This window comes from Streptomyces sp. NPDC107528 (genome assembly GCF_055639295.1).
The window spans coordinates 1-26501 of the sequence record NZ_JBVKAV010000026.1 but is presented as its reverse complement, the minus strand read 5'-3'; the positions used below and the strand labels follow the sequence as shown (position 1 = coordinate 26501).

23 protein-coding genes are annotated in these 26501 nt (G+C 70.2%); 12 read left to right on the top strand and 11 right to left on the bottom strand.

From position 1 onward, the window contains the following. The first annotated feature begins 94 nt into the window (after nucleotides 1–94). Nucleotides 95–1012 carry a DedA family protein gene (locus tag ACZ7L5_RS44665; protein ID WP_471524808.1) on the top strand — a complete coding sequence of 306 codons (918 nt, stop codon included), beginning with the start codon at nucleotides 95–97 and terminating at the stop codon, nucleotides 1010–1012. Nucleotides 1013–1051: 39 nt separating this feature from the next. Here the strand turns inward: ACZ7L5_RS44665 and ACZ7L5_RS44660 are convergent, their stop codons facing one another. Next, the gene (locus ACZ7L5_RS44660; RefSeq protein ID WP_471524806.1) at nucleotides 1052–2683 is read right to left on the bottom strand and encodes a threonine/serine exporter family protein; all 1632 of its coding nucleotides are present in this window, start codon (nucleotides 2681–2683) and stop codon (nucleotides 1052–1054) included. A gap of 118 nt (nucleotides 2684–2801) precedes the next feature. Then, complete coding sequence (locus tag ACZ7L5_RS44655; protein WP_164425123.1) at nucleotides 2802–3293, bottom strand: inorganic diphosphatase; 492 nt, start codon at nucleotides 3291–3293, stop codon at nucleotides 2802–2804. Nucleotides 3294–3372: 79 nt separating this feature from the next. Here ACZ7L5_RS44655 and dacB point away from each other — a divergent pair, with 79 nt between their 5' ends. From dacB to folE, 6 genes are all read left to right on the top strand, one after another. Continuing rightward, nucleotides 3373–5010 (top strand): D-alanyl-D-alanine carboxypeptidase/D-alanyl-D-alanine endopeptidase, encoded by a 1638-nt coding sequence (gene dacB / locus ACZ7L5_RS44650; protein ID WP_471524804.1) that lies wholly within the window; start codon nucleotides 3373–3375, stop codon nucleotides 5008–5010. A 102-nt stretch (nucleotides 5011–5112) separates the two neighbouring features. After that, nucleotides 5113–6237 carry a zinc-dependent metalloprotease gene (locus tag ACZ7L5_RS44645; RefSeq protein WP_328880156.1) on the top strand — a complete coding sequence of 375 codons (1125 nt, stop codon included), beginning with the start codon at nucleotides 5113–5115 and terminating at the stop codon, nucleotides 6235–6237. A 211-nt stretch (nucleotides 6238–6448) separates the two neighbouring features. Beyond that, nucleotides 6449–7639, top strand: coding sequence for a tRNA lysidine(34) synthetase TilS (tilS, locus tag ACZ7L5_RS44640; RefSeq protein WP_471524802.1), 1191 nt, complete (start codon nucleotides 6449–6451; stop codon nucleotides 7637–7639). 86 nt (nucleotides 7640–7725) lie between these two features. Then, nucleotides 7726–8286 carry a hypoxanthine phosphoribosyltransferase gene (hpt, locus tag ACZ7L5_RS44635; RefSeq protein ID WP_328884372.1) on the top strand — a complete coding sequence of 187 codons (561 nt, stop codon included), beginning with the start codon at nucleotides 7726–7728 and terminating at the stop codon, nucleotides 8284–8286. A gap of 207 nt (nucleotides 8287–8493) precedes the next feature. Further along, nucleotides 8494–10533: an ATP-dependent zinc metalloprotease FtsH gene (gene ftsH, locus ACZ7L5_RS44630; RefSeq protein ID WP_328884371.1), complete on the top strand. Its 2040-nt coding sequence runs from the start codon at nucleotides 8494–8496 to the stop codon at nucleotides 10531–10533. A gap of 145 nt (nucleotides 10534–10678) precedes the next feature. Then, nucleotides 10679–11284: a GTP cyclohydrolase I FolE gene (gene folE, locus ACZ7L5_RS44625; protein WP_471524800.1), complete on the top strand. Its 606-nt coding sequence runs from the start codon at nucleotides 10679–10681 to the stop codon at nucleotides 11282–11284. Nucleotides 11285–11927: 643 nt separating this feature from the next. Here folE and ACZ7L5_RS44620 read toward each other — a convergent pair. The 6 genes from ACZ7L5_RS44620 to ACZ7L5_RS44595 all read right to left on the bottom strand — a co-directional run bounded on the left by ACZ7L5_RS44620 (nucleotide 11928) and on the right by ACZ7L5_RS44595 (nucleotide 17206). Beyond that, the gene (locus tag ACZ7L5_RS44620; protein ID WP_328880152.1) at nucleotides 11928–12416 is read right to left on the bottom strand and encodes a DUF3180 domain-containing protein; all 489 of its coding nucleotides are present in this window, start codon (nucleotides 12414–12416) and stop codon (nucleotides 11928–11930) included. A 57-nt stretch (nucleotides 12417–12473) separates the two neighbouring features. Further along, nucleotides 12474–13085: a 2-amino-4-hydroxy-6-hydroxymethyldihydropteridine diphosphokinase gene (folK, locus tag ACZ7L5_RS44615; RefSeq protein ID WP_471524797.1), complete on the bottom strand. Its 612-nt coding sequence runs from the start codon at nucleotides 13083–13085 to the stop codon at nucleotides 12474–12476. Then, on the bottom strand, nucleotides 13082–13441 hold the full coding sequence (gene folB / locus ACZ7L5_RS44610; protein ID WP_328880150.1) for a dihydroneopterin aldolase: 360 nt from the start codon (nucleotides 13439–13441) through the stop codon (nucleotides 13082–13084). Before folB ends, folK begins: the two co-directional genes overlap by 4 nt. 425 nt (nucleotides 13442–13866) lie before the next feature. Then, nucleotides 13867–14370, bottom strand: a complete 504-nt coding sequence (locus tag ACZ7L5_RS44605) for a nuclear transport factor 2 family protein (RefSeq protein WP_471524795.1) — start codon at nucleotides 14368–14370, stop codon at nucleotides 13867–13869. Then, complete coding sequence (folP, locus tag ACZ7L5_RS44600; RefSeq protein ID WP_471524793.1) at nucleotides 14367–15272, bottom strand: dihydropteroate synthase; 906 nt, start codon at nucleotides 15270–15272, stop codon at nucleotides 14367–14369. Before folP ends, ACZ7L5_RS44605 begins: the two co-directional genes overlap by 4 nt. Before the next feature lie 101 nt (nucleotides 15273–15373). Then, nucleotides 15374–17206 (bottom strand): phosphatidylglycerol lysyltransferase domain-containing protein, encoded by a 1833-nt coding sequence (locus tag ACZ7L5_RS44595; RefSeq protein WP_471524842.1) that lies wholly within the window; start codon nucleotides 17204–17206, stop codon nucleotides 15374–15376. A gap of 260 nt (nucleotides 17207–17466) precedes the next feature. On the opposite strand from ACZ7L5_RS44595, the gene ACZ7L5_RS44590 reads away from it, so the two are divergent. Continuing rightward, entirely contained in the window at nucleotides 17467–18582 is a 1116-nt protein-coding gene (locus ACZ7L5_RS44590) for an alpha/beta hydrolase (RefSeq protein ID WP_471524791.1), read from the top strand. A 136-nt stretch (nucleotides 18583–18718) separates the two neighbouring features. Beyond that, the gene (locus ACZ7L5_RS44585) at nucleotides 18719–20071 is read left to right on the top strand and encodes a hypothetical protein (protein WP_471524789.1); all 1353 of its coding nucleotides are present in this window, start codon (nucleotides 18719–18721) and stop codon (nucleotides 20069–20071) included. A 137-nt stretch (nucleotides 20072–20208) separates the two neighbouring features. On the opposite strand, the gene ACZ7L5_RS44580 is transcribed toward ACZ7L5_RS44585, so the two are convergent. Next, nucleotides 20209–21543, bottom strand: a complete 1335-nt coding sequence (locus ACZ7L5_RS44580) for a PH domain-containing protein (RefSeq protein WP_391408198.1) — start codon at nucleotides 21541–21543, stop codon at nucleotides 20209–20211. Beyond that, on the bottom strand, nucleotides 21540–22058 hold the full coding sequence (locus tag ACZ7L5_RS44575) for a PH domain-containing protein (protein ID WP_363041012.1): 519 nt from the start codon (nucleotides 22056–22058) through the stop codon (nucleotides 21540–21542). The genes ACZ7L5_RS44580 and ACZ7L5_RS44575 overlap by 4 nt, the downstream gene beginning before the upstream one ends. A 31-nt stretch (nucleotides 22059–22089) precedes the next feature. On the opposite strand from ACZ7L5_RS44575, the gene ACZ7L5_RS44570 reads away from it, so the two are divergent. Next, nucleotides 22090–23241 (top strand): NADH-quinone oxidoreductase subunit D, encoded by a 1152-nt coding sequence (locus ACZ7L5_RS44570; RefSeq protein ID WP_328880142.1) that lies wholly within the window; start codon nucleotides 22090–22092, stop codon nucleotides 23239–23241. A 47-nt stretch (nucleotides 23242–23288) separates the two neighbouring features. On the opposite strand, the gene ACZ7L5_RS44565 is transcribed toward ACZ7L5_RS44570, so the two are convergent. Further along, nucleotides 23289–24293, bottom strand: a complete 1005-nt coding sequence (locus tag ACZ7L5_RS44565; RefSeq protein WP_471524786.1) for an SAM-dependent methyltransferase — start codon at nucleotides 24291–24293, stop codon at nucleotides 23289–23291. A gap of 118 nt (nucleotides 24294–24411) precedes the next feature. Here ACZ7L5_RS44565 and ACZ7L5_RS44560 point away from each other — a divergent pair, with 118 nt between their 5' ends. Both ACZ7L5_RS44560 and ACZ7L5_RS44555 read left to right on the top strand, forming a co-directional pair. Further along, nucleotides 24412–25626, top strand: coding sequence for a sensor histidine kinase (locus ACZ7L5_RS44560; RefSeq protein WP_328880140.1), 1215 nt, complete (start codon nucleotides 24412–24414; stop codon nucleotides 25624–25626). 74 nt (nucleotides 25627–25700) lie between these two features. Then, a complete protein-coding gene (locus ACZ7L5_RS44555) occupies nucleotides 25701–26372 on the top strand; it encodes a response regulator transcription factor (RefSeq protein ID WP_471524784.1) in 672 nt (223 codons plus the stop codon). Nucleotides 26373–26501: the final 129 nt, after the last annotated feature.

Below are 26501 nucleotides of genomic sequence, written 5' to 3'. Positions count from 1 at the left end.
GAGGGGGTCCATGGAACCTGGGCGGCCAGTGCAGCGTTGATAATTTGAGCACCCAGCTTCGCCTCCGCCCCCTCCCCGCAGGAGCCACAATCCCGTGACCACGCTTGCGCTCGGCCCCGAGTGGCTCAGCCCGGACTATCTGATCGAGACCTTCAGCCTCCCCGGCATCCTGCTGATCGTCTTCGCCGAGTCCGGCCTCTTCGCGTTCCTGCCCGGGGACTCCCTGCTGTTCACAGCGGGCCTCTTCGTTGCCGAGGGGAACTACATCAGCCAGCCGCTGTGGCTGGTGTGCACCCTGATCGTGCTGGCCGCCGTCATCGGTGACCAGGTGGGGTACATGATCGGCAAGTTCTTCGGCCCGAAGCTCTTCAACCGGCCCAACTCCAAGCTCTTCAAACAGGAGAACCTGGAGAAGGCCCACGAGTTCATGGAGAAGTACGGCCCGAAGGCGATCGTCCTCGCCCGCTTCGTGCCGATCGTGCGCACCTTCGCCCCGATCGTGGCGGGCGCCGGCCGCATGCAGTACCGCACGTTCCTCACGTACAACGTCATCGGCGGTATCGCCTGGGGCACCGGCGTCACCCTCGCGGGCTACTGGCTCGGCCAGATCGACTTCATCAACAAGAACGTCGAAGCGATCCTCGTCCTGATCGTGTTCGTCTCCGTGGTCCCGATCATCATCGAGTACCTGCGGGAGCGCGCCAAGAAGAAGCGCGTGGCGGCCCAGGCTCCGGCCGCACCGGCCCAGCAGTCCCAGCAGGCCCCGATGATGGACGACGCGACGACCCAGCTCCGCCGCATCCCCTCCGAGGACCACCCCCAGCAGTACGGCAACCAGGGCCAGCAGCAGTACGACTACGACCAGCAGTACTACGGCCAACAGCAGCCGCAGCAGCAGCCCCAACAGCAGCCGTACGCCCAGCAGTACCCCCAGGGGTACGGCCGGCAGCAGCCGTACGGCGGCCAGCAGAACCAGCAGAACCAGCAGTACCCGCCGAACCAGGGTTACTGAAGCGCCCCTTCAGGCGGACGAAACCGGGCTGCCAGGCGCTCAGAACCCTCGAGTCCGCTTGGCAGCTCGCCGCTTCTCAGGCGACCCGATCCGCAGGAACAACCGGGAGATCTCCGACCCGAGGTTGACCCCGATCGCAATGGCCATGGCCAGGGAAGCCGCCGTGGCCAAGGAGACCAGCCCCTCGTCGACATCGTTCTGCGCGATCGCCAACAGCCCGAAGTACGTGGCGGAACCCGGCAGCAGGGGGCCGATCGCCGCAGTCGTGTACGGCAGCGCGGACGCGAACCGGTACCGCGCCATCAACTGCCCGAACAGCCCCACGAGCCCGGCCGCGACGGCCGTGGAGGCAACCGGCGAGAACTCACCGGCGTAGTGCATCGCGCCGTACACCACCCACGCGACACCCCCGTTGAGGGTCACCGCGAGCACCGTGGTCCGTTCCTGCTGGAGCAGCACGGCGAAGGTCAGCGACAGCAGCATCGACGCGGCGATCTGCCAGTACGGCCGGTCGGAGGCGAGCAGCGCCTCGTCCGGGGTGAGCTTGGCACCCAGGTTCACGCCGAAGTACAGGATCACCAGCACGCCGACGACGATGCCGACGAAGAAGTACAGGACCTCCAGCAGCCGCGCGGCCGCGGTGATGTAGAAGCCGGTCAGCCCGTCCTGCACGCCCGCCACCAGCGCCCGTCCGGGCAGCAGCGCGAACAGTCCACCGGTGATGACCGCGGACGCCTTCACGTCGACGTGCGCCAGCGTCAGCGCGACCCCTATCGCGGCCGGCGGCATCGCGGCCACAGTGAACTGGTAGAACTCCGGCAGCCCTCGCCCGGCGCACAGCCACGCCAGCCGGTCGCCGAGCATCGCGCCGAGCATGGCCGCGACGAACACGATCAGGTCACCACCGACCAGCACCGAGGCCGCGCCCGCGAGCAGACCGCTCGCCGAGGTCAGCACCCAGGTCGGGTACGGGTGCCGGTTGCGACGGATCTCCGCGAGGCGCCCGTAGGCCTCCTCCAGGGAGATGTGGCTCTCCGGGTCGCTGAGGTCGTCGACGAGCTGGTACACGGCGGCCAGACGCGTGTAGTCGGTGCCGCGCCGCCGCACCGTGCGCGACGCCGTCACCGGATCGTCCACCAGCGACGGCTGGTACGAGATCGACAGCAGCGTGAAGGTGACGTTCGGCTCGCAGCGGTCCAGGCCGTAGGAACGGCAGACCGCGAACATCGCGGCCTCCACGTCCTCCGCGCCCTCACCGCCCGCCAGCAGCAGTTCGCCGATACGAAGGGTCATGTCGAGCACGCGCGGGACGGCCGGGCCCTCGTCCTCCGCCCGCGGCATCCGCTCCGGCGCGGGCCGCTCGGCGACCGGCATACGCAGCATCGTGCGCATCCGGTCCTGCCAGGGCAGGTCCTTGGTCAGGCTTATCCGCGGTATGCCGCCGGCCGGGGTGAACGCGGGCGCGGCGTCCTCGACGGTGTAGCCGCTGGGGGCGGTGAACGCCGAGCCCTCGGGCTCGTGGAGCGGCGGCTGCACCACGTCCAGCCCCTTGGGCACGGCGAACTCGGACGTGGTCTCCGACTCGCTGTCGCCCACCTCGATCCCGGCGGGAGGCGTGAAGGCCATCCTCGCCTCGTCCGACTGCGGCTTGCGGTCTTCCGCGTCCGTCACCTGCGTAGCACTCCCTGTACGACACCTCCTGCCGCTCTCAGTATGCGCACAGACACGCGAACGGGCTGCACGCGCACGCGTGCAGCCCGTTCACTTGTGGCTCAGAGGTGCCGGTGGCTCAGTGGCCGCCCTGGTCCTTGAAGCGCTTGTAGGACCGCTCGATCTCGGCCTCGGCGTCGGTGCGGCCCACCCAGTCGGCGCCCTCGACGGACTTGCCGGGCTCCAGGTCCTTGTAGACCTCGAAGAAGTGCTGGATCTCCAGGCGGTCGAACTCGGAGACGTGGTGGATGTCACGCAGGTGCTCCTGGCGCGGGTCCGTCGCCGGCACGCACAGCAGCTTGTCGTCGCCGCCCGCCTCGTCCGTCATCCGGAACATGCCGATCGCGCGGCACTTGATGAGGCAGCCCGGGAAGGTCGGCTCGTCCAGGATGACCAGCGCGTCCAGCGGGTCGCCGTCCTCGCCGAGGGTGTTCTCGACGAAGCCGTAGTCGGTCGGGTAGGCGGTCGAGGTGAAGAGTCGACGGTCCAGGCGGATCCGACCGGTCTCGTGGTCCACCTCGTACTTGTTCCGCGAACCCTTCGGAATCTCGATCGTGACGTCGAACTCCACCGGTGGCTCCTCCATGATCAGCACATAGTTCTGGTGGTTAAGTGTCCCTCACGCAGGTGTGTGATCGCGAAAGGGGCTGGTGGTCGTGCCAGAGCTGAGGCCTTGGCGAGCCGCGAGACCGCATGTGACGCGGGTCGCGAGCGCCGTCCGACCGCGTCTGGCACGGGCCGCGGATGCCGTACGCCCACGTCTCGCACGCGCTGCGACGGCCGCGAAACCGCAGGTCAGACGGCTCGCACGAGCCGTATCGCCGCGGGCCGCGCGGACCGGCAAGCCGAAGACCTGGCAGTACACCGCGGGCGCCGCCACCGCCGGTCTGGCGCTGGCCGCCGGAGTGGTGACCGCCGCCGGCCCCTGGGACTCCACCGGTCAGCGTACGGCCGAGCGGGACTGGGCGGCCGCCCAGGAGCGCACGGGTGGCGCAGATCACGGTCGTCATACTGATCCGTCCGGTTCATCCGACGGGGCGGGCGAGGCGCCCCGTCCCGCCCCCTCCGCGGGCTCCGTCCTGACCGGCCTCGGCGGCGGCGTCGGCACCGTGAACTCGGTCCCGGACAGCGGGGCTCTCGCCGACCTCCTGGGACCCCTCCTGGACGTCCCGGAGCTCGGCACGCGCAGGTCGGCGGCGATCGTGGACGTGGCCAGCGGCAAACGCCTCTTCGGCGTCGGAGCCGGTGACGCCCTCACGCCCGCCTCGACGACGAAGATCGCCACCGCCGCGGCCGCCCTCACCGCGCTGGGCCCCGACCACCGCCTCACGACCCGCACCGCCCTCGAACCCGACACCAAGGAACTCGTCCTGGTCGGCGGCGGCGACCCCACCCTGACGGCCCGCAAGGACGCCGACGGCTGGGCGAGCCTGCGCGAGCTGGCCGACGCGACCGCGAAGGCGCTGAAAAAGCGTGACGTACGCGAGGTCACTCTCTCGTATGACAAGACGCTCTACGCCGGCCCCGAACTGCACCCCATCGGAGAGGACGGCAACCTCGCCGCGGTCAGCGCCCTCATGGCCGACGAGGCCCGCCCGAACGACTCCACCAGCGGGCCGGTGACCCGGGCCAAGGACCCGGCGACGGACGCGGCCACCAAGTTCGCCTCCTTCCTCGCCGACCGCGGCATCAAGACGACGTCCCCCGGCCCGTCCAAGGCCACGAACCGGGCCGAGGCCCTCGCCGCGGTCTCCTCGCCCCCGCTCTCCTCCCTGGTCGAGCGCATGCTCACCAACAGCGACAACGACATCGCCGAGGCGCTCGCCCGCCACACGGCCGTGGCGAGCGGCAAGCGCGCCGACTTCAACGGCGGCGGGCAGGCGATCGCGGCCCAGCTGAAGAAGCTCGGACTGCCGGTGTCCGGCGTCTCCTTCAAGGACGGCAGCGGCCTCAACCGCGACGACAAACTCACGGCGGACCTGCTCACGTCCCTCCTGGCCAAGGCGGCCGACCCGGCCCACCCGCACCTGCGCCCGGCTCTGACCGGCCTCCCGGTGGCCGGCTTCACCGGCACCCTGAGCAGCCGCTACACGGACGGCGCGGCCGGCATCGTCCGAGCCAAGACAGGCACCCTGACCGGCGTCAACGCCCTGGCCGGCACGGTCGTCGACCAGGACGGCCACCTGCTGGCCTTCGCCTTCCTGGCAACGAACACGACGAACAAGGAAGCGGCCCAGTCGGCCCTGGACAGAACGGCAACGGCACTGGCGGCATGCGGCTGCGGTTAGGCACCCGAGGGTGCCGTCCACCTCGCGTCCAGCCCTGCCGACCCCGCCCCCGCAAATCCCCACGGCCTGCCCCAAGTGGGAACGCTCACGTACGGTTGACACATGACGAGCATCGGTGGTGCCGAGATGGTCGACTGGAATCTCGCGGTGGCGACCGCGACCCGGCTCGTGCGGCCGGGCCCCGAGGTGAGCCGAGACGAGGCCAGGGCCGTCGTCGCCGAGCTGCGCCGACATGCCAAGGCCTCGGAGGGACACGTCCGGGCCTTCACCCGTATGGGCACGGAGGACACCCACGACACCCCCGTCCTGGTGGTCGACCGCCCCGGCTGGGTGCGGGCGAACGTCGCCGGGTTCCGCGCGATCCTCAAGCCCCTGCTCGACAAGATGCAGGAGCGCCGCAGCAGCAGCCCGGGCGGCGCGGTCATGGGCGCCGTCGGCGGCAAGGTGACCGGCGTCGAACTCGGCATGCTGCTGTCCTTCCTGGCCTCCCGGGTCCTCGGCCAGTACGAGACCTTCGCCCCGGCCACCCGCGAACTCCCGGCGGGAGAGAACGGTGCCGGCCGACTGCTGCTCGTCGCCCCGAACATCGTCCACGTGGAGCGCGAACTCGACGTACAGCCCCACGACTTCCGCCTGTGGGTGTGCCTGCACGAGGAGACGCACCGCACGCAGTTCAGCGCCGTGCCGTGGCTGCGGGACCACCTGGAGGGCGAAATCCAGTCTTTCTTGGGGGAGACGGATGTCGACCCCATGACCGTCCTGGAACGCATCCGCGAGGCCGCGCAGTCACTCGCCGGCGGCCGGCCCGAGGCCGAGGAGGACGACGGCGGACGCTCGTTCGTCGAACTGGTGCAGACCCCGGCCCAGCGCGAGATCCTCGGCCGGCTCACCGCAGTGATGTCGCTCCTGGAGGGCCACGCCGACTTCGTGATGGACGGAGTCGGACCCCAGGTCGTGCCGACCGTCGCCGAGATCCGCGAGAAGTTCCAGCAGCGGCGCGCCAAGGGCGCCTCCCGACTGGACGTCGCCCTGCGCAAACTGCTGGGCCTGGACGCCAAACTGCGGCAGTACCGCGACGGTGAACGCTTCGTACGGGCTGTCCACGACCAGGTCGGCATGGACGGCTTCAACCGCGTCTGGACGTCCCCGAACACCCTCCCGACCAAGGCGGAGATCGCCAAACCGGCGGACTGGATCGCGCGGGTGCATCGCAAGGCGGAGTCGTGAATCGCGCGCCGAGTCGTGCATCTCATACGAAGGTCGTGAACCGAATCCGGCCGACGGCAGGCGAACGCCCCCGCAATCACCCGTCCGAGGGACCGTGAGCCATGGGTAGGCGTGCAATGCTCGGGGAACGGCCCGTCTCTGTCACCATCTACACACTCTGAGTGACCGAGCTCGGGCTCACCCCCCGAAAACTTCATGAAGGGAACCGGACATGGGTCCCCATCCTGCGGTCGCGGCGATACGCCTGGCGGTCCGCCGCGTCCTCCACGACATCCTGACCGAACACAGCCGCACCACCGACGCCCTCACCCCCGGCGGTCGACGCGCGACCTCGTACGAGATCCCGCACATGTCGCTGCCCCCGGCGCCGTACGTGACGTCGACCGGCGCAGCGCCCGCCGCCCACGACACGGCGCGCCAACCGTCGTACGCGCTCCCCGGCCGGGCCCCGCAGGAGCCCCCGCGCACCACCCCGCACGAGCGACCCCCCTCCCCGCTCGTGCTCGTGGCATGCTCCGGCGGCGCCGACTCCATGGCCCTCGCCTCCGCCCTCGCCTTCGAGGCCCCCAAACTCGGCATCCGCGCCGGTGGCATCACCGTCGACCACGGTCTGCAGCCCGGCTCCGACCTGCGCGCCGAGGAAGTCGTCCTGCGCATGGGCGAACTCGGCCTCGAACCGGTCGAGTCCATCGCCGTGACCGTCGGCCGCTCCGGCGGACCCGAGGCCGCCGCCCGTGACGCCCGCTACGCCGCCCTCGACGACGCCGCCGTACGCCACGGCGCCATCGCCGTCCTGCTCGGCCACACCCGGGACGACCAGGCCGAAACCGTCCTGCTCGGCCTCGCCCGTGGCTCCGGCATCCGCTCCCTGTCCGGAATGGCCGCGGTCTCGGGGGCCGGCGGCCGTTACCGCCGCCCCTTCCTCGGGCTCGACCGGCAGACCGCGCGCAAGGCCTGCATGGTCCAGTCCCTGCCGGTCTGGGACGACCCGCACAACGCCGACCCGGCGTACACGCGCTCGCGCCTGCGCCAAGAGGGCCTGCCCGCCCTGGAGAAGGCGCTCGGCAAGGGCGTCGTCGAGGCCCTCGCCCGCACGGCCCAGCTCTCCCGCGACGACGCCGACGCGCTCGACGCCTGGGCCGGCCAGGCCGAGGCCGCCGTACGCGACGCGGCCGGCCTCCTGGAGTGCGCCAAGCTGTACGCGCTGCCGCCCGCCGTACGCCGCCGGATCCTGCGCCGCGCCGCCATCGAGGCCGGTGCGCCCGCCGGTGCGCTGTTCGCCCGCCACATCGAGGAAGTCGACCGTCTGATCACCGGCTGGCGCGGTCAGGGAGCCATCAATCTCCCCGGCAAAGTCGTCGCCCAGCGCCAGGGTGGCAGACTGGTGATTCGGCAAGGCTGATTCCCGACCCCTCCGCGAACACGTCGGAGGGGCCGGCCGAGCCGATCAAGCCGAGCCAACCGATGCGGGACGACCGACCGAAAGTGATGCGGGTGGACGCGAAAGACATGGGTGCCGACCTCCAGCGGGTGCTCATCACCAAGGAAGAGATCGACGCGAAGCTGGCCGAGCTGGCCGCGAAGATCGACGCGGAGTACGCGGGCAAGGACCTGCTCATCGTCGGAGTCCTCAAGGGCGCGGTGATGGTGATGGCCGACCTCGCGCGGGCGCTGTCCACCCCCGTCACCATGGACTGGATGGCCGTGTCGTCGTACGGCGCCGGCACCCAGTCCTCCGGTGTCGTGCGGATCCTCAAGGACCTCGACACCGACATCAAGGGCAGGCACGTCCTCATCGTGGAGGACATCATCGACTCCGGTCTGACGCTGTCCTGGCTGCTGTCCAACCTCGGCTCGCGCGAGCCCGAGTCGCTCAAGGTGTGCACCCTGCTGCGCAAGCCGGACGCCGCCAAGGTGGCCATCGACGTGGAGTGGGTCGGCTTCGACATTCCCAACGAGTTCGTCGTCGGCTACGGCCTCGACTACGCCGAGAAGTACCGCAACCTCCCGTTCGTCGGTACGCTCGCGCCCCACGTATACGGCGGCTGAGTCCGGAGGTTCGCGTTCGCGGACCCGAAGGGCCCAACACCCGTACGAAGATCGGGAACCCCGGCGGGCCTCGCGCCGTTGGAGCATGCAGACGGGCTTACCGGCCGTCCCGTGCGGCTACGGGCGACGAAGCTGGGGTACCGTCAGAAGAACTGTCTTATCAAACTCACTATGGCAGGAGGGACGGGGCGGCACCGCTCCGTATGGATGGACGTGAAGCGATACTTCCGTGGGCCGGTCATGTGGATCGTGCTGGCCGTCCTTGCCGTGGTCGTGTTGATGCAGGTCGTCGGCTCGTCCGGCGGCTACAAGACGGTGGACACCGGCCAGGTCGTCCAGGCGATCAACGAGAACAAGGTCGAGTCGGCCAAACTGACAACCGGCGACGAGCAGATCATCAAGGTCCAGCTCAAGGACGGCGAAAAGGTCGAGGACGCCACCAAGATCCAGGCGAGCTATATCGGCGACCAAGGCGTGGACATCGCCAACACGCTGCAGAACAAGTACCAGCAGAAGCAGATCCCGGACGGCTACACGGTCTCGCCGTCCAAGCAGAACCCGTTCGTCGGCATCCTGCTCTCCCTGCTTCCCTTCGTCCTGATCGTGGTCGTCTTCCTGTTCCTGATGAATCAGATGCAGGGCGGCGGCTCCCGGGTCATGAACTTCGGCAAGTCCAAGGCGAAGCTCATCACCAAGGACACCCCGAAGACGACGTTCTCGGACGTCGCCGGCTCGGACGAGGCGGTCGAGGAACTCCAGGAGATCAAGGAGTTCCTGCAGGAACCGGCGAAGTTCCAGGCCGTCGGGGCGAAGATCCCCAAGGGCGTACTGCTGTACGGCCCGCCCGGCACCGGTAAGACCCTGCTCGCGCGCGCCGTCGCGGGCGAGGCGGGTGTGCCCTTCTACTCGATCTCCGGTTCCGACTTCGTCGAGATGTTCGTCGGTGTCGGTGCCTCCCGAGTCCGTGACCTGTTCGAGCAGGCCAAGGCGAACGCCCCGGCGATCGTCTTCGTCGACGAGATCGACGCGGTCGGCCGTCACCGCGGTGCCGGCCTCGGCGGCGGTCACGACGAGCGCGAGCAGACCCTGAACCAGCTGCTCGTCGAGATGGACGGCTTCGACGTCAAGGGCGGCGTGATCCTCATCGCCGCGACGAACCGTCCCGACATCCTCGACCCGGCCCTCCTGCGGCCCGGCCGCTTCGACCGCCAGATCGCGGTCGACCGCCCGGACATGCAGGGCCGTCTGGAGATCCTCAAGGTTCACCAGAAGGGCAAGCCGGTCGCCCCGGACGTCGACCTGTCGGCAGTCTCCCGCCGCACGCCGGGCTTCACCGGCGCGGACCTGAGCAACGTCCTCAACGAGGCGGCGCTCCTGACGGCCCGCAGCGACCGGAAGCTGATCGACAACCAGATGCTCGACGAGGCCATCGACCGCGTCGTGGCGGGCCCGCAGAAGCGGACCCGGATCATGTCGGACAAGGAAAAGAAGATCACCGCGTACCACGAGGGCGGACACGCCCTGGTCGCGGCGGCTTCCCCGAACTCCGATCCGGTCCACAAGATCACGATTCTCTCCAGAGGCCGTGCTCTCGGCTACACGATGGTCCTGCCGGAGGAGGACAAGTACTCCACGACCCGCAACGAGATGCTGGACCAGCTGGCCTACATGCTGGGCGGCCGTGCGGCCGAGGAGCTCGTCTTCCACGACCCGACCACGGGCGCGGCGAACGACATCGAGAAGGCCACGACCACGGCCCGCGCGATGGTCACGCAGTACGGCATGACCGAGCGCCTCGGTGCCATCAAGTTCGGCGGCGACAACACCGAGCCGTTCCTCGGACGTGAGATGGCTCACCAGCGCGACTACTCGGAAGAGGTTGCCGCGTTGGTGGACGAGGAAGTCAAGAAGCTCATCGAGAACGCGCACAACGAGGCCTGGGAGATCCTGGTCGAGAACCGCGACGTCCTCGACAACCTGGTGCTTCAGCTGCTGGAGAGGGAGACGCTGGGCAAGGAGGAGATCGCCGAGATCTTCGCCCCCATCGTCAAGCGTCCGCCCCGGCCCGCCTGGACCGGTTCCTCCCGCCGCACGCCGTCCACCCGTCCGCCGGTGCTCTCCCCGAAGGAGCTCGCACTGACGAACGGCGCCAACGGCGCGACGCCGGCCATCACCACCGCCAAGGCGACGGCGACGGAGCCCACCCCGGCGGCCGAACCGGCCCCCGAGGAGCGTCCGGAGAGCTGACGCCGCCCAGGCCCTGGTGACCACACCAGGCCCGGAATGAATGCCACGCCCCCCAGGTTCTAGCCTGGGGGGCGTGGCATTTTCGTATGCCGGCAGTTCAGCCGCGTGACCCACACGCGCCACCCGCAAAGGATCGAGGCACCACATGACCGACCCCGTGACGCTGGACGGCGAGGGCCGCATCGGCGAGTTCGACGAGAAGCGCGCCGAGAACGCCGTACGCGAGCTGCTGATCGCGGTCGGGGAGGACCCGGACCGGGAGGGGCTCCGGGAGACGCCGGGGCGGGTGGCGCGGGCGTATCGGGAGCTTCTGGCCGGTCACACGCAGCAGCCCGAGGATGTCCTGACGACTACGTTCGATATCGGGCATGACGAGATGGTCCTGGTCAAGGACATCGAGATCGTCTCCTTGTGTGAACATCACATGTTGCCGTTTCATGGCGTAGCTCACATCGGGTACATCCCGTCCGAAACCGGCAAGATCACGGGCCTGTCGAAGCTGGCGAGGCTGGTCGAGGTGTTCGCCCGCCGTCTTCAGGTGCAGGAACGCCTCACCACGCAGGTCGCCGACTCGCTCATGGAGATCCTCGAGGCGCGCGGGGTGATCGTCGTCATCGAGGCCGAGCACATGTGCATGTCGGTGCGCGGTATCCGCAAGCCCGGTGCCAAGACCACGACGTCGGCGGTGCGGGGCCAGCTTCGGGACGCTACGACCCGGGCTGAGGCCATGAGCCTGATACTGGCTCGCTGACCTGATTGTCAGTGGTGCCCGATACCGTCCTTGATCAGTGGAGCTGATCGCTGATCAAGGGGGATCGCGGTGGGGTTCGGGCTGCCGAGCAAGCAGACGGTGAATGGGGTTGGCGGGCGCTTACAGGCTGATGGGTGGGTCCATGCGAGAGACGCCAACCTGGCTTCCGCGTGCGTGTGGTGTCGTCCTGCCTGGCCGACCTGATGAGGCAGTACGTGGGTGGCGACGCCCATCACATGCGGCAACGGTTCCCCCGCGTTGTCCTCCGGGACAGGGAGACGTTCGAAAGCTTCCTCGACGCCTGCACGGACGGGGACGGATTCGACCCGAAGACCTCGGCCGCGCGCGTGCTCGTGAACGCACCGTTTCTCTCCCAGTTGGCGCGAGAGGTCGGCGCAAGGTTCACGCCTCGGGGCAACGGCTTGGCCTCGCATCTGGTCGTAGCTGACAGCCGGCCGTTATGAGGGACCTTCAAGCCCGAGCAGCACCCGTTGGGACTCGTCGAGTCGACATGGGTCGAGGTGCGCGACGTTCGGCCGCGCGGGGCCGGAGCCCGAAACCGTTCACTCTCTACAGCTACCGACTCGACCCCTACCCGGGCTTCCTCGTGAACGGCCACCTGGCTCGCCGGCCCTGGTGACTCTCACGTAGTGGGCGCCGCCCCCGCGCCGTTGTGCTCGTCGTCCTCCGGGAGTTTGCAGACGCGCTCCAGGAAGATGGCCGCCGCTATCACGCCGATGCCTGCCACGACGGAGAAGCCGGCGTAGATGGCCTGGTCGCGGCGGGCGGGGATGTCGAGCGACTCCAGGAGGAAGACGCCCGCGCCGCCGTACATGCCGGCGACGAGGGCGGCGACCAGGGCGCTGGACTGGCCGAAGACGACCGCGCGGGCGGCCATCAGGGGATCGACGCCCTTGGCGTCCGGGCGGCGTTCCCGCTGGGCCTTGAGGCGGGCGCGGATCGAGAGTGCCGTGGCGAGCAGGATCACGGCGATGACCGCCAGGACGATGGGCGCGGCCAGCGGGACGCTGGGCAGGGTCCCGATGGCGTTCCAAAGCCGGGCGCCCGCCCAGGACAGGACTCCGGCCACGATGAACACGCCTGCCAGCAACCTGATGCGCAGCTCTCTCACGGTGCCCCTTCAGCTCCCCCGGGTCCCCACGGAATGTGGTCGTCTTGACCTTAACGACTATTCGGGCAGCTGAAGTTCCAGGTCCTGGCGCGGTGCCACGCCTTCCCTGGTGACGGTGCCGAGCAGGTCGACGACCGGGCCGCGGCCGGGCAACTGGGCCTCGGGCTCCAGGTCGTGCCAGGGGGCGAGGACGAAGGCGCGTTCGTGGGCGCGCGGGTGGGGAAGCGTGAGGTTCGGGTCGTCGGAGACGAGGTCGGCGTACGAGACGATGTCGACGTCGAGGGTGCGCGCGCCCCAGTGCTCGTCCCGGACGCGGTGGAAGGCCTCCTCGACCGCGTGCGCCCGCTCCAGCAGGGAGGACGGGGGCAGCGTGGTCTTGAGGACCACGATCGCGTTGAAGTACGAGGGCTGGGTGCCCGGCTCGACGCCCCACGGCTCCGTCTCGTAGACGGGGGAGACGCCCTTGATGCGCACGCCGGGGGTGTCCTCCAGGGCGTCGATGGCGCCCTGGAGGGTCTCCAGGCGGTTGCCCAGGTTGGAGCCGAGGGAGATCACGGCCCGTTTCGGGTTGCTGAGGGTGGTGTCGGCGGCGTCGACCTGGTCGACGACGGAGGCGGGTACCGGCTGTACGGTCGGGTCGTTGGGGCCCTTGATGAACGGTGCAGTCATACTCGGCTCCGGGTGATGGTGACGGTCACGTCGTCGAAGGGGACCGTGATCGGCGCGTCCGGCTTGTGGACGACGACCTCGACCTCCTGGACCCCTTCGTGCTTCAGACAGGCCTGGGCGATGCGCTCGGCGAGCGTCTCGATGAGGTTGACCGGCTCGCCCTCGACGACGGCCACGACCTCCTCGGCCACGATGCCGTAGTGCACGGTCTTCGCCAGGTCGTCGTCCGCGGCGGCCGGCCGGGTGTCCAGGCCCAGGACGAGGTCCACGACGAAGGTCTGGCCCTCCCTGCGTTCCTCGGGGAACACCCCGTGGTACCCGCGGGCCTTCAGGCCGCGCAGCGCGACACGATCCACGCGAATCACTCCTGCAATCGTCGGTGACGGCCGGTCGATGCCGTGTGCGGGCGGCACACCGGCCTCGACCGAATCTACCTGCGGGCACTGACAGGGCCGGGCCACGGGGGCGTGGGTCCGGTCCGGGGCCAGGAGGATTCACTGGGTGTTTCCCCTGGGGAACCCGGTGGCTCATGGGTTGGTAGCCGCGCCTACCCGAGGACGCGTGATTCCAACCACTTCTTGGTCCCGGCGGGGGCCGTCGGGCCTCCTTGCGGGTGGCTCCCGCGAGTCATCCCCGTGTTTGTCCGTGATTGTCTCTGCGTGTGTCCTGCCGTCCGGTGGTGCGGCCCTGTGGGTGCTCCTGTGGTGCGGCTCTGTGGTGCCGCTCTGTGGTGTGGTCCCGCGGTGTGGTCCTGCGGTCGGCCTGTAGGTCGCCTACCCACTCAGGAGGGGGTGTCGTCGCTCTCGTCCTCGTCGTTTTCGGCCAGAACCGGCGAAGCGTGGTGCGACCACATCCTCCAGCCCGCCGGCGTGCGCCGGAACACGTTCGTGGCGACCACGAGCTGGCCCACGAGCGGGCCGAGCTCCTCGTCGCCCTCAGGGGCGGGCCCGCCGCTGAGGATGTTCTCGGTGCAGGTCACCACGGCCGTGTCGCCGGTCACGGAGACATGCACGTCGGTGAGGAAGAACTGGATGTAGTCGGTGTTCGCCATGATCAGCGCGTACGACCGCAGGACCTCGCCGCGGCCGGTGAGAACCGGCCAGCCGGGGTGCACGCAGGAGACCACGCCGACGTCGGCGGGGTCGTGATAGGTCTCGTCGACGCCGAGGTCGGACGGGGTGAGCCAGAACGAGGACAGCTCCTCGAAGTCGCCGCGCTCCATCGCCTCGTAGAAGGCGGTGTTGGCGGCCTCCACCTGCTCGACGTCGGTGTGTGGGGCGCTCACCGGGCTCCCTCGGCGGCCTGCGTGCCGGGCGCGTTCTCGGGGACGCGCGCTCCCTCTACGGCGCGTGCCACGCGCACCGCGTCCGCCGTGGCGTGTACCTCGTGCACCCGCACCGCCCAGGCGCCGGCGTGTGCCGCGAGCGCCGAGACGGCGGCCGTGGCGGCGTCGCGCTCGCGCGCGGGCGGCGGCGCGCCCTCGGGCCCGGCGAGGACGCGGCCGAGGAACCGCTTGCGGGAGGCGGCGACGAGGAGGGGGTGGCCGAGGGCGAGGATGCGGTCGAGGTGGGCGAGGAGCACGAGGTCGTGCTCGGCGTCCTTCGAGAAGCCGAGGCCGGGGTCGACGACTATGCGGTCGGGGGCGATGCCGCCGGCCAGAACGGCCTCCACACGCGCGTGCAGCTCGTCGACGACCTCGGCGACGACGTCGTCGTAGACGCCCTTGACGTTCCCGCCCTCCAGGAAGCCGCGCCAGTGCATGACGACGAAGGGGGCGCCGGTGTCCGCGACGACCGGGATCATCGCGGGGTCGGCGAGGCCGCCGCTGACGTCGTTGACGAGGGCGGCGCCGGCGGCGAGGGCCTGCTCGGCGACGGAGGCGCGCATGGTGTCGACGGAGATCGTGACGCCCTCGGAGGCGAGGCCGCGGACGACGGGGATGACGCGGCGCAGTTCCTCCGCCTCGTCGACCCGGCTGGCGCCGGGACGGGTGGACTCACCGCCGACGTCGACCAGGTCGGCACCCTCCTCGACCAGGGCGAGGCCGTGCTTGACGGCGGCCGTCGTGTCGAACCAGCGGCCCCCGTCGGAGAAGGAATCGGGGGTCACGTTGACGACTCCCATGACCGCGCACCGGTCCCACTGCGGAAGTCCCGCGACGCGCCCGCGTCCGCTCTGCTTGCTCATACGTTCAGCCTAGGCCCAAGGGCCTGTCGGGACGTGCCGTGGCCCGAGCGGGAGCCTTCGGGGGCAGGGGGCTTCCGCTCGGGCCGGTCCGGGGGCCGCGGTCACGCTGCCTGGACGTCCCGTTCCGTCACCCGGTGCGGGCAGGGGCGGGGTGCGTGCGTGCGGCGGCGCAGGAAACGCGGCAGCGGCAGGGCCAGGTTCACGAAGCCCTCGGCCTGCATGGCGGCGATGCCGAGGCGGGGCAGGTCGGCCGAGGCGCGGTAGACCACGAAACGGGGCTCCCAGCGTGGCCGGAACTTGGCGTTGAACTTGTACAGGGACTCGATCTGGAACCAGCGGGACAGAAAGACCAGCAGGCCCCGCCAGGCGCGCAGCACCGGGCCCGCGCCGATCTTCTCGCCGCGCGCCAGGGCGGAGCGGAACATCGCGAAGTTGAGGGACACGCGCGCGATGCCGAACTTCGGGGCGGCCTGGAGGGCGGCCACGATCAGCAGTTCGTTCATGCCGGGGTCCGCGGAGCGGTCGCGGCGCATCAGGTCCAGCGAGACCCCGTCCGTGCCCCACGGCACGAAGTGGAGGATCGCCTTGAGGTCGCCGTACTCTCCCGGTTCCTCGTCGGTCTTGTGGGCGGTGGCGACGAGACAGTCGCCGTCGGCCGGGTCGCCGACGCGGCCCAGCGCCATGGAGAAGCCGCGCTCGGTGTCGGTGCCGCGCCAGTCGTCGGCGGCGCGGCGGATGCGGTCCAGCTCGGTCTCGCCGAGGTCACGGACGCGCCGTACCCGGGTCTCGTAACCGGCGCGCTCGATGCGCTTGACCATCTGTCGCACGTTGCGCATCGCGCGGCCGGCGAGCGAGAAATCCGGGACATCCACCACCGCCTCGTCGCCCAGTTCGAGGGCGTCGAGCCCGGTTTCGCGGGTCCAGACCTCGGCGCCGGTCTCGGAGCAGCCCATGACGGCGGGGGTCCATGAGTGGGCCTTGGCCTCGTCCATGAAGCGCTCGATGGCGCCGGGCCAGGCCTCGACGTCGCCGATCGGGTCACCGCTGGCGAGCATCACGCCGGAGACCACGCGGTATGTCACCGCCGCCTTGCCGCTGGGCGAGAAGACGACGGCCTTGTCGCGGCGCAGCGCGAAGTGGCCGAGCGAGTCGCGGCCGCCGTGCTTGGCCAGCAGCGCGCGCAGGCGTGCCTCGTCGTCCTCGGTGAGGCGGGCGGCGGGGTGTTCGGGGCGGAAGGCGAGGTAGATCGTCGTGACCGCCGTGATCCAGCCGAGGGCGCCGAGGGAGAAGGCGACCGTCCACGAGGTGTTGCCGTGGTAGTCGACCGGGCCCTCGAAGCCGAACAGGCCGTACAGGACGTGGGCGATGCGGTCGACCAGGCTCGGGTCGCCGACCAGGGTGTCCGGGTGGGCGCTGACGATGATCAGGCCGAGGGCGAGGGAACCGGCGCCCATGAGGACGAAGTTGGCCAGCGCCCGCCAGCGGCTGCGCGGGTCGGGCAGGGCGGTGAACTGGTCACGGTGGCGCAGCAGGGTGGCCAGCAGTACCAGCGAGATGAGGACGCCCACCACGGAGTGGCGGTACGTGAACTGCGCGACCGCTCCGGCCGGCAACAGCACGACGGCGGCCCGCCAGGCCCGCCGCTTGCCGCGCTTGAGGCCGTGGGCGAGCAGGAGCAGTAGGACGCCGGCGCTCAGCGAGAGAGCGGCCGCGAACGGGCCCGTCGAGCCCGGCAGCACCTCGGCGATGGCGTGCATAGGGCTGTGCCGGAAGCGCGGGAAGACACCCGCGGCGATGTCCAGCAGGCCCACCAGGGCGCAGGCTCTGCCGACGAGCAGGGGAACTGCCTCGGGGCGGGGGCCGCGGAGCAGATGCCGTACCCGGCTGGGCAGTTGCCCCATTCGGCTCGATCGTTGAGGAACCACGCCCGACATTTCCACATCTGTCCTGACAGACATCGCATCCCATTAGTTCTGCGAGAGACCTTGGATCCGGTGCCGATTCGGGCATCCGGCGACATTGCGCCCTCTAGGACGGTGTCTTGAGGGGAGAGGTTCACTCGGCTTCCCAAAACCGTTTCAAAGGCCAAGGAAAGTCCGGGGCAAGCCCTTGCGAAGGTGCAGGGGAGGCGGCGCGGGCGCATGTGTCATGCGCCCGCGCGGGCCGGACGGAAAGTGCGGACAGGTAACCATCGATGGGGCTCACGAGCGACAAGGTGCTGGCGCTGGCGGTGTCGGCCGCCGTAGGGCTGTTCGTCGGCACGGTCTGGCTGTGGCCGCGGCTGGCGCGGCGCGGCCCGCGGGCGGTCTGCGGGCGCGTAGGCCTGCTGTTCTCCACGCAGTTGGCGCTCTTCGCGGCGGTCGGTCTCGGCGCAAATCAGGCCTTCGGGTTCTACGCCAGCTGGGCCGACCTGTTCGGTCAGGAGGACGAGCTGGGCGTCGTCGTGGACCACACGCCCGCAGGCGGGCCGCTTCGGGTCGTCGACACGCGGCGGGTGCCGGGGGCGGCAAGTGCGCGGCCTCAGGTGGGCGGGCAGATCCAGAAGGTCGCGATCGTGGGGCGTACGACGCGGATCGCGACGCCGGCGTACGTCTATCTGCCGCCCGAGTATTTTCAGCCGCAGTTCCGCACGCGTACGTTCCCGGCGGCCGTGGTTCTCACCGGGTATCCGGGTACGGCCGAGGCGCTGGTGGACAAGCTCGACTTTCCGCGTACGGCCGGGAGGCTCGCCGCTGACGGGCGTATGCAGCCGATGATCCTGGTGATGATGCGGCCCACTGTGGCGCCGCCGCGGGACACGGAGTGCGTGGACATTCCCGGTGGGCCGCAGACGGAGTCGTTCTTCGCAAAGGACCTGCCCGATGCCGTGAGCGGGCACTACAGGGTGGGGCGTGAACCGGGTGGCTGGGGCATCGTCGGGGACTCCACGGGGGGCTACTGCGCGTTGAAGCTCGCCATGCACCATCCCCGTACGTACGCCGCCGGGGCGGGGCTTTCCGCGTACTACAAGGCGCCGATCGACGCCACGACGGGCGATCTCTTCCACGGCGACGAGGAACTGCGCAATCGCGCGAACCTGTGGTGGTACCTGGAGCACATGCCGGCGCCGGACACTTCACTGCTGGTCAGTAGCAGCAAAGTTGGAGAATCCAACTACAAGGACACGTTGAGGTTCATTGAACGCGTGAAGGCCACGAAGCTGACGCGGATCTCATCGGTCATCCTCGAAAGCGGCGGTCACAACTTCAACACCTGGCGGCGTGAGATTCCGGGGACGTTGGAGTGGATGAGTGGGCGGTTGAGCGGGTGAGCGTGCTGCGTGTGATCTTGGTTCTTGCTTAATTCGGGGCGGATCTGATTGCTGATGCACTGTGAACGACTCGGGATGGCTGTGTTTTTACGGGGTGGGGCGCCAAGATTCGCCTACGCGCGGTAAGTTTCTGGCCATGCCACGTGGACGTCACCGTCATTCCCCGCCCTTGCACAGGCTGCTGCCCCCGTCGGCGATCGCAGGCGTATCCGTTGTCTGCGCCCTGGCGCCCTGGGTGTTCACCCAGCCCATGGTGCTGCGCGGCCTTGCCGCGGCCGCCGCGGCCACGGCGGTCGTCGGTGGGGTCGTCATGCGCCGCTGGGACGCGCAGGCGGGCAAGCAGGTCGCCGACCTCACGCGCGCGCGTGCGAGCGATGAGTGGCGGCACGAGGAACGGGTCGCCGAGCTGGAGACCGACCTCGAGGAGTCGCGCGAGCTGCGGGTGAAGCTGGAGCAGCGGCTGCGGGCCAAGCGGGCGGAGCTTGCGGGACTGCGCAACGAACATGCGTCGCTCTTGCGGCGGTACGCCACGGCGGAGACCGAGCGGGCGAGTGTGCTGGAGGAGCGGCGGGTCCTGGAGATAGAGGCGGGGGCGCCCGCGCGGGCGTTGCCGCCGGGGGCTGTGCCGGGGCCGGTCGAGGGGGTGGGGGCTGTGGCTGTCCCTGCTCAGGCCGAGGCCGAGGCTGAGGTTGATGTCGACGCCGAGGGTTCCGTGGTGGAGGCCGGGGTTGAGGTCGACGCGGAGGGTGCCGAGGGTGACGCCGTCGAGGAGGTGCCGGCGGCTTCGGCCGTTTTCTCGCCCGAAGGGTCTCGGCTGTTTCTGCGGGCCAAGGAGGCGTTGGCACGGTTCGACGAGGACGGGGAGTCTTTGGCGGGGGAGTGCTCGGAGAGTGAGTCCCCGGAGAGTGTGTCCCCGAAGGGTGAGTCCTCGAAGGTTGAGCCGCCTACGGATGAGCCCCCGAACAACGAGCCTCCCAAGGGGGACGGGCCGTCCAACGACGAGCCGGTGAAGACGGGTTCGGGGGCCGTCGAGGTGGAGGCGGGAGACGCCGCCGGGGCCGAGACGGAGCCTGCGTTGGAGGATGACGCGCCGGGGAAGCCCGAGGCGGTCGACGGGCATGAGCGCGCGGCCGCCGGCACCCCGGCGGGCGCGGTTGCCCGCACTGCCCAGCAGCCGTCCGGGCACTTCATCGCGCCGATCGCCGTGGCCGTCGCGCCGGCTGCGCCCGTGCGGCGTCCGGCGGTCCAGGGGGGCTTCGACTTCTTCGGTACCAAGCGGGCTGAGTCCTCCGCGCTGGAGTCCGTCCAGAACGAGGACCTCGCCGATGTCGTCGGCCAGGAGGCCCTCGCTCTGCACAAGGCCGAGGCCGAGGCGGAGTTCAAGCCTGCGGACGAGGAGTCCCGGGGGGTTGGGCAGGTCATCGACCTGACGGCTCATGACGAGACCGAGCAGATTGATGTGCAGGGGTTGCGGAGCGCGGTTTCCTGACGGTTGCCGCCGGCGGTTGGGGCGGGGTGCCTGCGGCGGCCTGTGCGGGTTCAGTGGGGCTGCGCGTAGCGCCTGCGGTGCGTTTGTGGGTCGGGGCCGTGCCGCCGTACGCGAGTGCTGCACCGTGGGGGTAGGCGTCACGCCATCCAGCGGTCCGGGCGGGCGTCTCTGCGGCCGGTGCGGGAGCGTTCCGCTTGGCTGTTCAGGAGTTCTGCCGCCTCGTTGGCGTCTCTCAGGCGGGCGGTCACCGTCTTGTTGGCTCCCGAGTCCACGTGTACGTCGGCGACGCCCCACAGGCGCTTCCAGGGGCCCTGGGTGAGGCGAACGCTCTGGACCTTTGCGTGGGGGACCAGGGCCAGGCTTCTGCGGAAGAGGCCGGTCCGGGCGGCGAAGACCGCTTCTGTGACGGACAGCCCGTAGCCGCGCCACCACAGCGGCATGCAACGGGCCGCGCGGCGCGGTGAGGGGGACAGGGCGGCGGGGGAGGGGACCGTCGTGCCGGGCAGTACGTGGGCGACCACTGACTCGGCCACCTCGCGCGGGGCCACCGGGAGCAGGAGGGAGTTGGACGAGCCCGCCACGTCCAGTTCCACCCGTACCCAGCCGCGTCGGCGCCACAGGAGCGGTTCGACGATCCGTACGGTCTGGACGCGGCCGGGCGGCACCGTCTCGTGGGCGCGGTCCAGGAGGCCGTGGTCGATGCGCAGTCCGTCCGGTGACTCGCCCACCGTCCAGTCGTACTCGGCGATGAACCGTCCCACACTGCTCGCCCCTGCACCGCCGATCAGCGGGATCGCGGTCGCCAGGACCGTCCACACGCTCTCGGTGACCAGCCAGAGGATGGTCGGTACGACGATCGCGGCGGCCAGTGTTCCCCAGGTGGCGCCGGTCAGGACGAGGGAGATCGCCAGGACCTTGGGCGGCACGCGCAGGAGCTGGCGGGACGGGGCCTCGCCTATCTCGTGGGCCGTGTCGGGGGCGAAGCCGGCGGCGCGGGCGAGGAGTTCCGCGCGAAGGGCGCGTGCCTCTTCCGCACCCAGGAAGGCAAGTTCGTCTTTTTTGTCCGTGCCGATGACGTCCAGCTTGAGCTTGGACACGCCCGCCACGCGCGCGAGCAGCGGCTGGGTGATGTCGATGGCCTGGATGCGTTCCAGTCGGATGTGCGCGGTGCGGCGGAAGAGCAGTCCGGTGCGGATGCGCAGTTCGGTGTCCGTCACCGCGAAGTGTGTGAACCACCAGGTGAGGAAGCCGTACAGGGCCGCTGCCGGGACCAGTACCGCCAGCGCGAGCAGGAGCGTGGTGGTGGTCAGTCTGGTCAGCTGGCGTTGTGCCTGGTCCGGGTCGTGCACCGCCCAGCCGATGAGTACGGCGATCGGTGCCCACGCGCGCCTGAGCGGCGTCACCGGGTGCAGTCGGCGTTCCGTCAGGGGTTGCGTCTCGCGTACGGCGTCGTCGACGCCCTGCGTCGTCACAGCCCCGCCGATCGGGCCTCGCCCAGTTCGGTGAGCCGGTCGCGCAGCCGTTCCGCCTCCGCCGGGTCCAGGCCGGGGATGGTGGCGTCGGTCGCGGCGGCTGCCGTGTGCAGTTGCACGCTGGCCAGCCCGAAGTGGCGTTCCACCGGGCCGGACGTCACTTCGACCAGCTGCATCCGGCCGTACGGCACGATCGTCTCCTCGCGCCACAGCACGCCCCGGCTGATCAGCAGGTCGTCGGCGCGCTCGGCGTATCGCCACGAACGCCAGTTGCGGCCGAGCATCACCCAGCCCCACGCCATCAGCGCCGGCGGCAGTACGGCGAAGGCCGCCCAGGCCGGTCCTGCGAGCAGCCCGAGCAGCAGGCCCAGGCCGATCGTCAGCAGGCCCAGCCACACCACCAGCAGCAGTCGTCGCATGCGCAGCAGGCCCGGTGGCAGCCCTCTCCATGCCGGTTCGGCTGCCGACCGATCTTCTCCCGCAGTCCCCGTGTTCTCCGGGCTCCCCGTCTCCATGAGGCCAGCGTACGTAGGGGAGACTGTGTCCATGACTCCTACGACGGAGACCATGGTCGGTATCGGCGGCGCCGCGGAGAGCACCGACATGGTGCTCAACATCGGCCCCCAGCATCCCTCCACGCACGGCGTGCTGCGCCTCAAGCTCGTGCTCGACGGCGAGCGGATCGTGCGGGCGGAGCCGGTCATCGGGTACATGCACCGGGGCGCGGAGAAGCTTTTCGAGGCCCGCGACTACCGGCAGATCATCATGCTCGCCAACCGCCACGACTGGCTGTCGGCGTTCTCCAACGAGCTGGGCGTCGTCCTCGCCGTGGAGCGCATGCTCGGCATGGAGGTGCCCGAGCGGGCCGTGTGGACCCGGACGCTGCTCGCGGAGCTCAACCGGGTGCTGAACCACCTGATGTTCCTCGGGTCGTATCCGCTGGAGCTGGGCGGGATCACGCCGATCTTCTACGCCTTCACGGAGCGCGAGGAGCTCCAGCACGTGATGGAGGAGGTCTCCGGTGGACGGATGCACTACATGTTCAACCGGGTGGGCGGCCTGAAGGAGGACCTGCCGGCCGGGTGGGCCACGCGTGCGCGTGCCGCTGTCGCCGATGTGCGCTCCCGCATGGACCGCTTCGACGATCTTGTCCTGGGCAACGAGATCTTCCGGGGGCGCACGCGGGGCGTGGGCGCCCTCACGCCGGAGGCCGTGCACGCGTACGGCGTGAGCGGGCCGATCGCGCGCGGGTCGGGCGTGGACTTCGATCTGCGGCGCGACGAGCCCTATCTCGCCTACGGCGAGCTTGGGGACGTGCTGCGGGTGGTGACCCGGGACGAGGGCGACTGCCTCGCTCGTTTCGAGTGTCTGCTGGAGCAGACCCACGTCTCCCTCGACCTCGCCGACGCCTGCCTGGACCGGCTCGCCGAGCTGCCCCCCGGGCCGATCAACCAGCGGCTGCCCAAGGTGCTGAAGGCGCCCGAGGGGCACACGTACGCGTGGACCGAGAACCCGCTCGGCATCAACGGCTACTACCTCGTCAGCAAGGGCGAGAAGACGCCGTACCGGCTGAAGCTGCGTTCCGCCTCGTACAACAACATCCAGGCGCTGGTCGAGCTGCTGCCGGGCACGCTGGTCGCGGACATGGTGGCGATCCTGGGGTCGATGTTCTTCGTGGTGGGGGACATCGACAAGTAGGCGGGTGAGTGGTCGCGGGGTGGTCGGGCGGGGCCGGGCGGGGGGCGTCAGTCCGCCAGTACGTCCGGAATTCCCACCGGCTGCAGCAGCCAGCCGAAGTCTCCCAGTCCGGCCGTCGCCGTGAGCTCGGCGGCCTCTCCCGCGGTCGCGAGGGCGCGTACGTACTCGGTGGGGTTGGTGGAGGCCAGTTCGAGCGGGGGGCGTGCGCCTGTGATGCCCACGGCGTGCAATGCCTCGCGCTGGGACACCAGGCGTGCACCGGGCAGCGCGCACGCCGTCGCGCACGCGTCCAGGGCCACATGCGCCGTGATGTCGCAGGAACCGTCCGGCACGGGCGCCGTCTCGCGCCCCTCGCGGAAGCCGGTGAGCGTCCCGAAGGGCGGGCGTGCGGGAGCCGTGTGCGCGTAGTCCACGGCGACCGCGAGCCCCCGCTCCAAGGTGCCCACGGCCGCGGCCCAGGCCCCGTCCCGCGGCTGCCCGATCTCGGCCCGCGCCCCCTGCACGCCCCCGAGCGGCCACCAGCGCGCGAGCCACTCCGCCTCCGCACCGGCGACCGGCTCCCCGAGACGTTCGGTCCCGTCCCGTCGTACGAGAACCAGGCGGGGTACGCCCGCGGAGTCCACCTCCGCGACCTCCAGAGGGACGTTGTCCAGCCACTCGTTGGCGAACAGCAGGCCCTTGATCCGCAGCGGCGGCTCGGACCGCCACTCGATCCGGTGATCCAGGGCTTCCGGGCGGTCGGCGAGCTCGATGGCGTACGCACGCGTGCGTGCCGCCACGTCGGCGGGCAGGGCGGCCAGCACGCCGGCGGTCAGCTCGCCCCGCCCCGCCGCCATGTCGACGAAGTCCAGCCGCCCGGGGCGGCCCAGGGCCTCGTCGACCCGGCACAGCAGCCGGGCCACGGCGACCGCGAAGAGCGGTGACGTGTGGACGGAGGTACGGAAGTGGCCGGCGGGGCCCTCGGGGCGGCGGTAGAAGCCGCCCGGCCCGTAGAGGGCGGCTTCCGCTGCCGCCCGCCACCCTCGCCACTCGCCCGTCGCCACTTGTGTCACCGGCCCAGGCTAAGCGCACAGGAGAACGCAACCTCCACCTTGCGGAGTACGCGCGGGTAGTGCGGATCGACCCTCCGGTTGACCCGGGCACACATATCGCTTCCCTACGCTGGGTTACGTGCAGCGCCTCTATGACTTCCTCCGCAGGCACCCGACATGGGTCGACAGCTTCTGGGCCGTCCTCCTCTTCGGGATCTCTGTGGTGAGCGTGGCCGTCCGCGAGGAGGGCGGGCAGGACCTGCCGGGCACCTCCTCCGAGGCGGTCGTCGTCCCGGTCCTCCTCCTGCTGGGCCTGGTGATCGCGCTGCGCCGGCGCATGCCGGAGAAGATGCTGGTGCTGGCCATCGTCGTGGGGCTGGCGCAGCTGGTGCTGAATGTGGCGCCGACGCCGGTCAACTTCGCCTTCCTGGTGATCACCTACACCGTGGCCGCGACCGGCGCCCGCTGGGCGTCCCGTCTCGCGCTCGGGACAGGCCTGTGTGCGGCCCCCCTGGCACAGACGCGCTGGCCCGAGCAGGACTCCAGCGTTCTGGGCAATGTGGCCCTGGTGATCTTCATGACGGTGCCGTTCGCGCTCGCCTGGGTGCTCGGGGACTCGATCCGTACCCGTCGCGCCTACTACGAGCAGCTCGAGGAGCGCGCGACCCGGCTCGAAAAGGAGCGCGAGGCGCAGGCCAAGGTCGCGGTCGCCGCCGAACGCGCCCGGATCGCACGCGAGCTGCACGACGTCGTCGCGCACAACGTCTCCGTGATGGTCGTGCAGGCCGACGGTGCCGCATACGTCCTCGACTCCGCCCCGGACCAGGCCAAGAAGGCCCTGGAAACCATCTCCTCCACCGGCCGCCAGGCCCTCGCCGAGATGCGCCGCCTGCTCGGGGTGCTGCGCACCGGCGAGCACCAGGAGAGCGGCGAATACGTCCCGCAGCCCGACGTCGAGCAGATCGACGACCTCATCCAGCAGTGCCGCAGCTCCGGCCTGCCGGTCGACTTCAAGGTCGAGGGCACCCCGCGCCCGCTGCCCAGCGGCGTCGAGCTGACGGCGTACCGCATCGTGCAGGAGGCGCTGACGAACACGCGCAAGCACGGCGGGCCGAACACGGGCGCCAGCGTGCGCCTGGTCTACTTCGACGACGGTCTCGGCCTGCTCGTCGAGGACGACGGCAAGGGCGCCCCGCACGAGCTGTACGAGGACGGGGGCGCCGACGGCAGTGGCCACGGCCTGATCGGCATGCGCGAGAGGGTCGGCATGGTGGGCGGCACCCTGGACGCGGGCCCGCGCCCGGGCGGAGGATTCCGCATCAGTGCGCTGCTGCCGCTCAAACCAGCACACTGACACTTGCGCATGTCCTTTGTTGACACCTGTAACGGCCCTGTAGACGGATACGAAAGACACGGAAGAGGACCCCGATGACGATCCGCGTGATGCTCGTCGACGACCAGGTGCTGCTGCGCACCGGGTTCCGGATGGTGCTTGCGGCCCAGCCGGACATGGAGGTCGTCGCGGAGGCGGGAGACGGCGTCGAGGCCCTCCAGGTGCTGCGCTCGACCCCCGTCGACGTCGTACTGATGGACGTACGCATGCCGAAGCTGGACGGTGTGGAGACCACCCGCCGCATCTGCTCGGACCCCGAGCCGCCCAAGGTGCTGATCCTGACCACCTTCGACCTCGACGAGTACGCCTTCTCCGGGCTGAAGGCGGGCGCCTCCGGCTTCATGCTCAAGGACGTACCGCCCGGCGAACTCCTCGCAGCCATCCGCGCGGTGCACAGCGGCGACGCGGTGGTCGCCCCGTCGACGACCCGGCGCCTGCTGGACCGGTTCGCGCCCATGCTGCCCTCCAGCGGCAACGAGCCCAGGCACAAGGAGCTGGAGCGGCTCACCGACCGCGAGCGCGAGGTCATGGTGCTGGTCGCCCAGGGCCTGTCCAACGGCGAGATCGCGGCCCGGCTGGTCCTGTCCGAGGCGACGGTGAAGACCCACGTCGGCCGCATCCTGACCAAGCTGGGGCTCAGGGACCGGGTGCAGGTGGTCGTCCTCGCCTACGAGACGGGTCTGGTGCGGGCCGGCGGGCTCGGCTGACGCGCGGTGGGCGTCACTCCCGCGTAACCGCCCACTAGGACCTGTCCGGCCGATCATGGCGTTGGACAGTATGGGGCGTGCTCGCCTGGTGGGGTGGTGGCTGGGGTCGTCCTTTGACGGCTTCTCCCA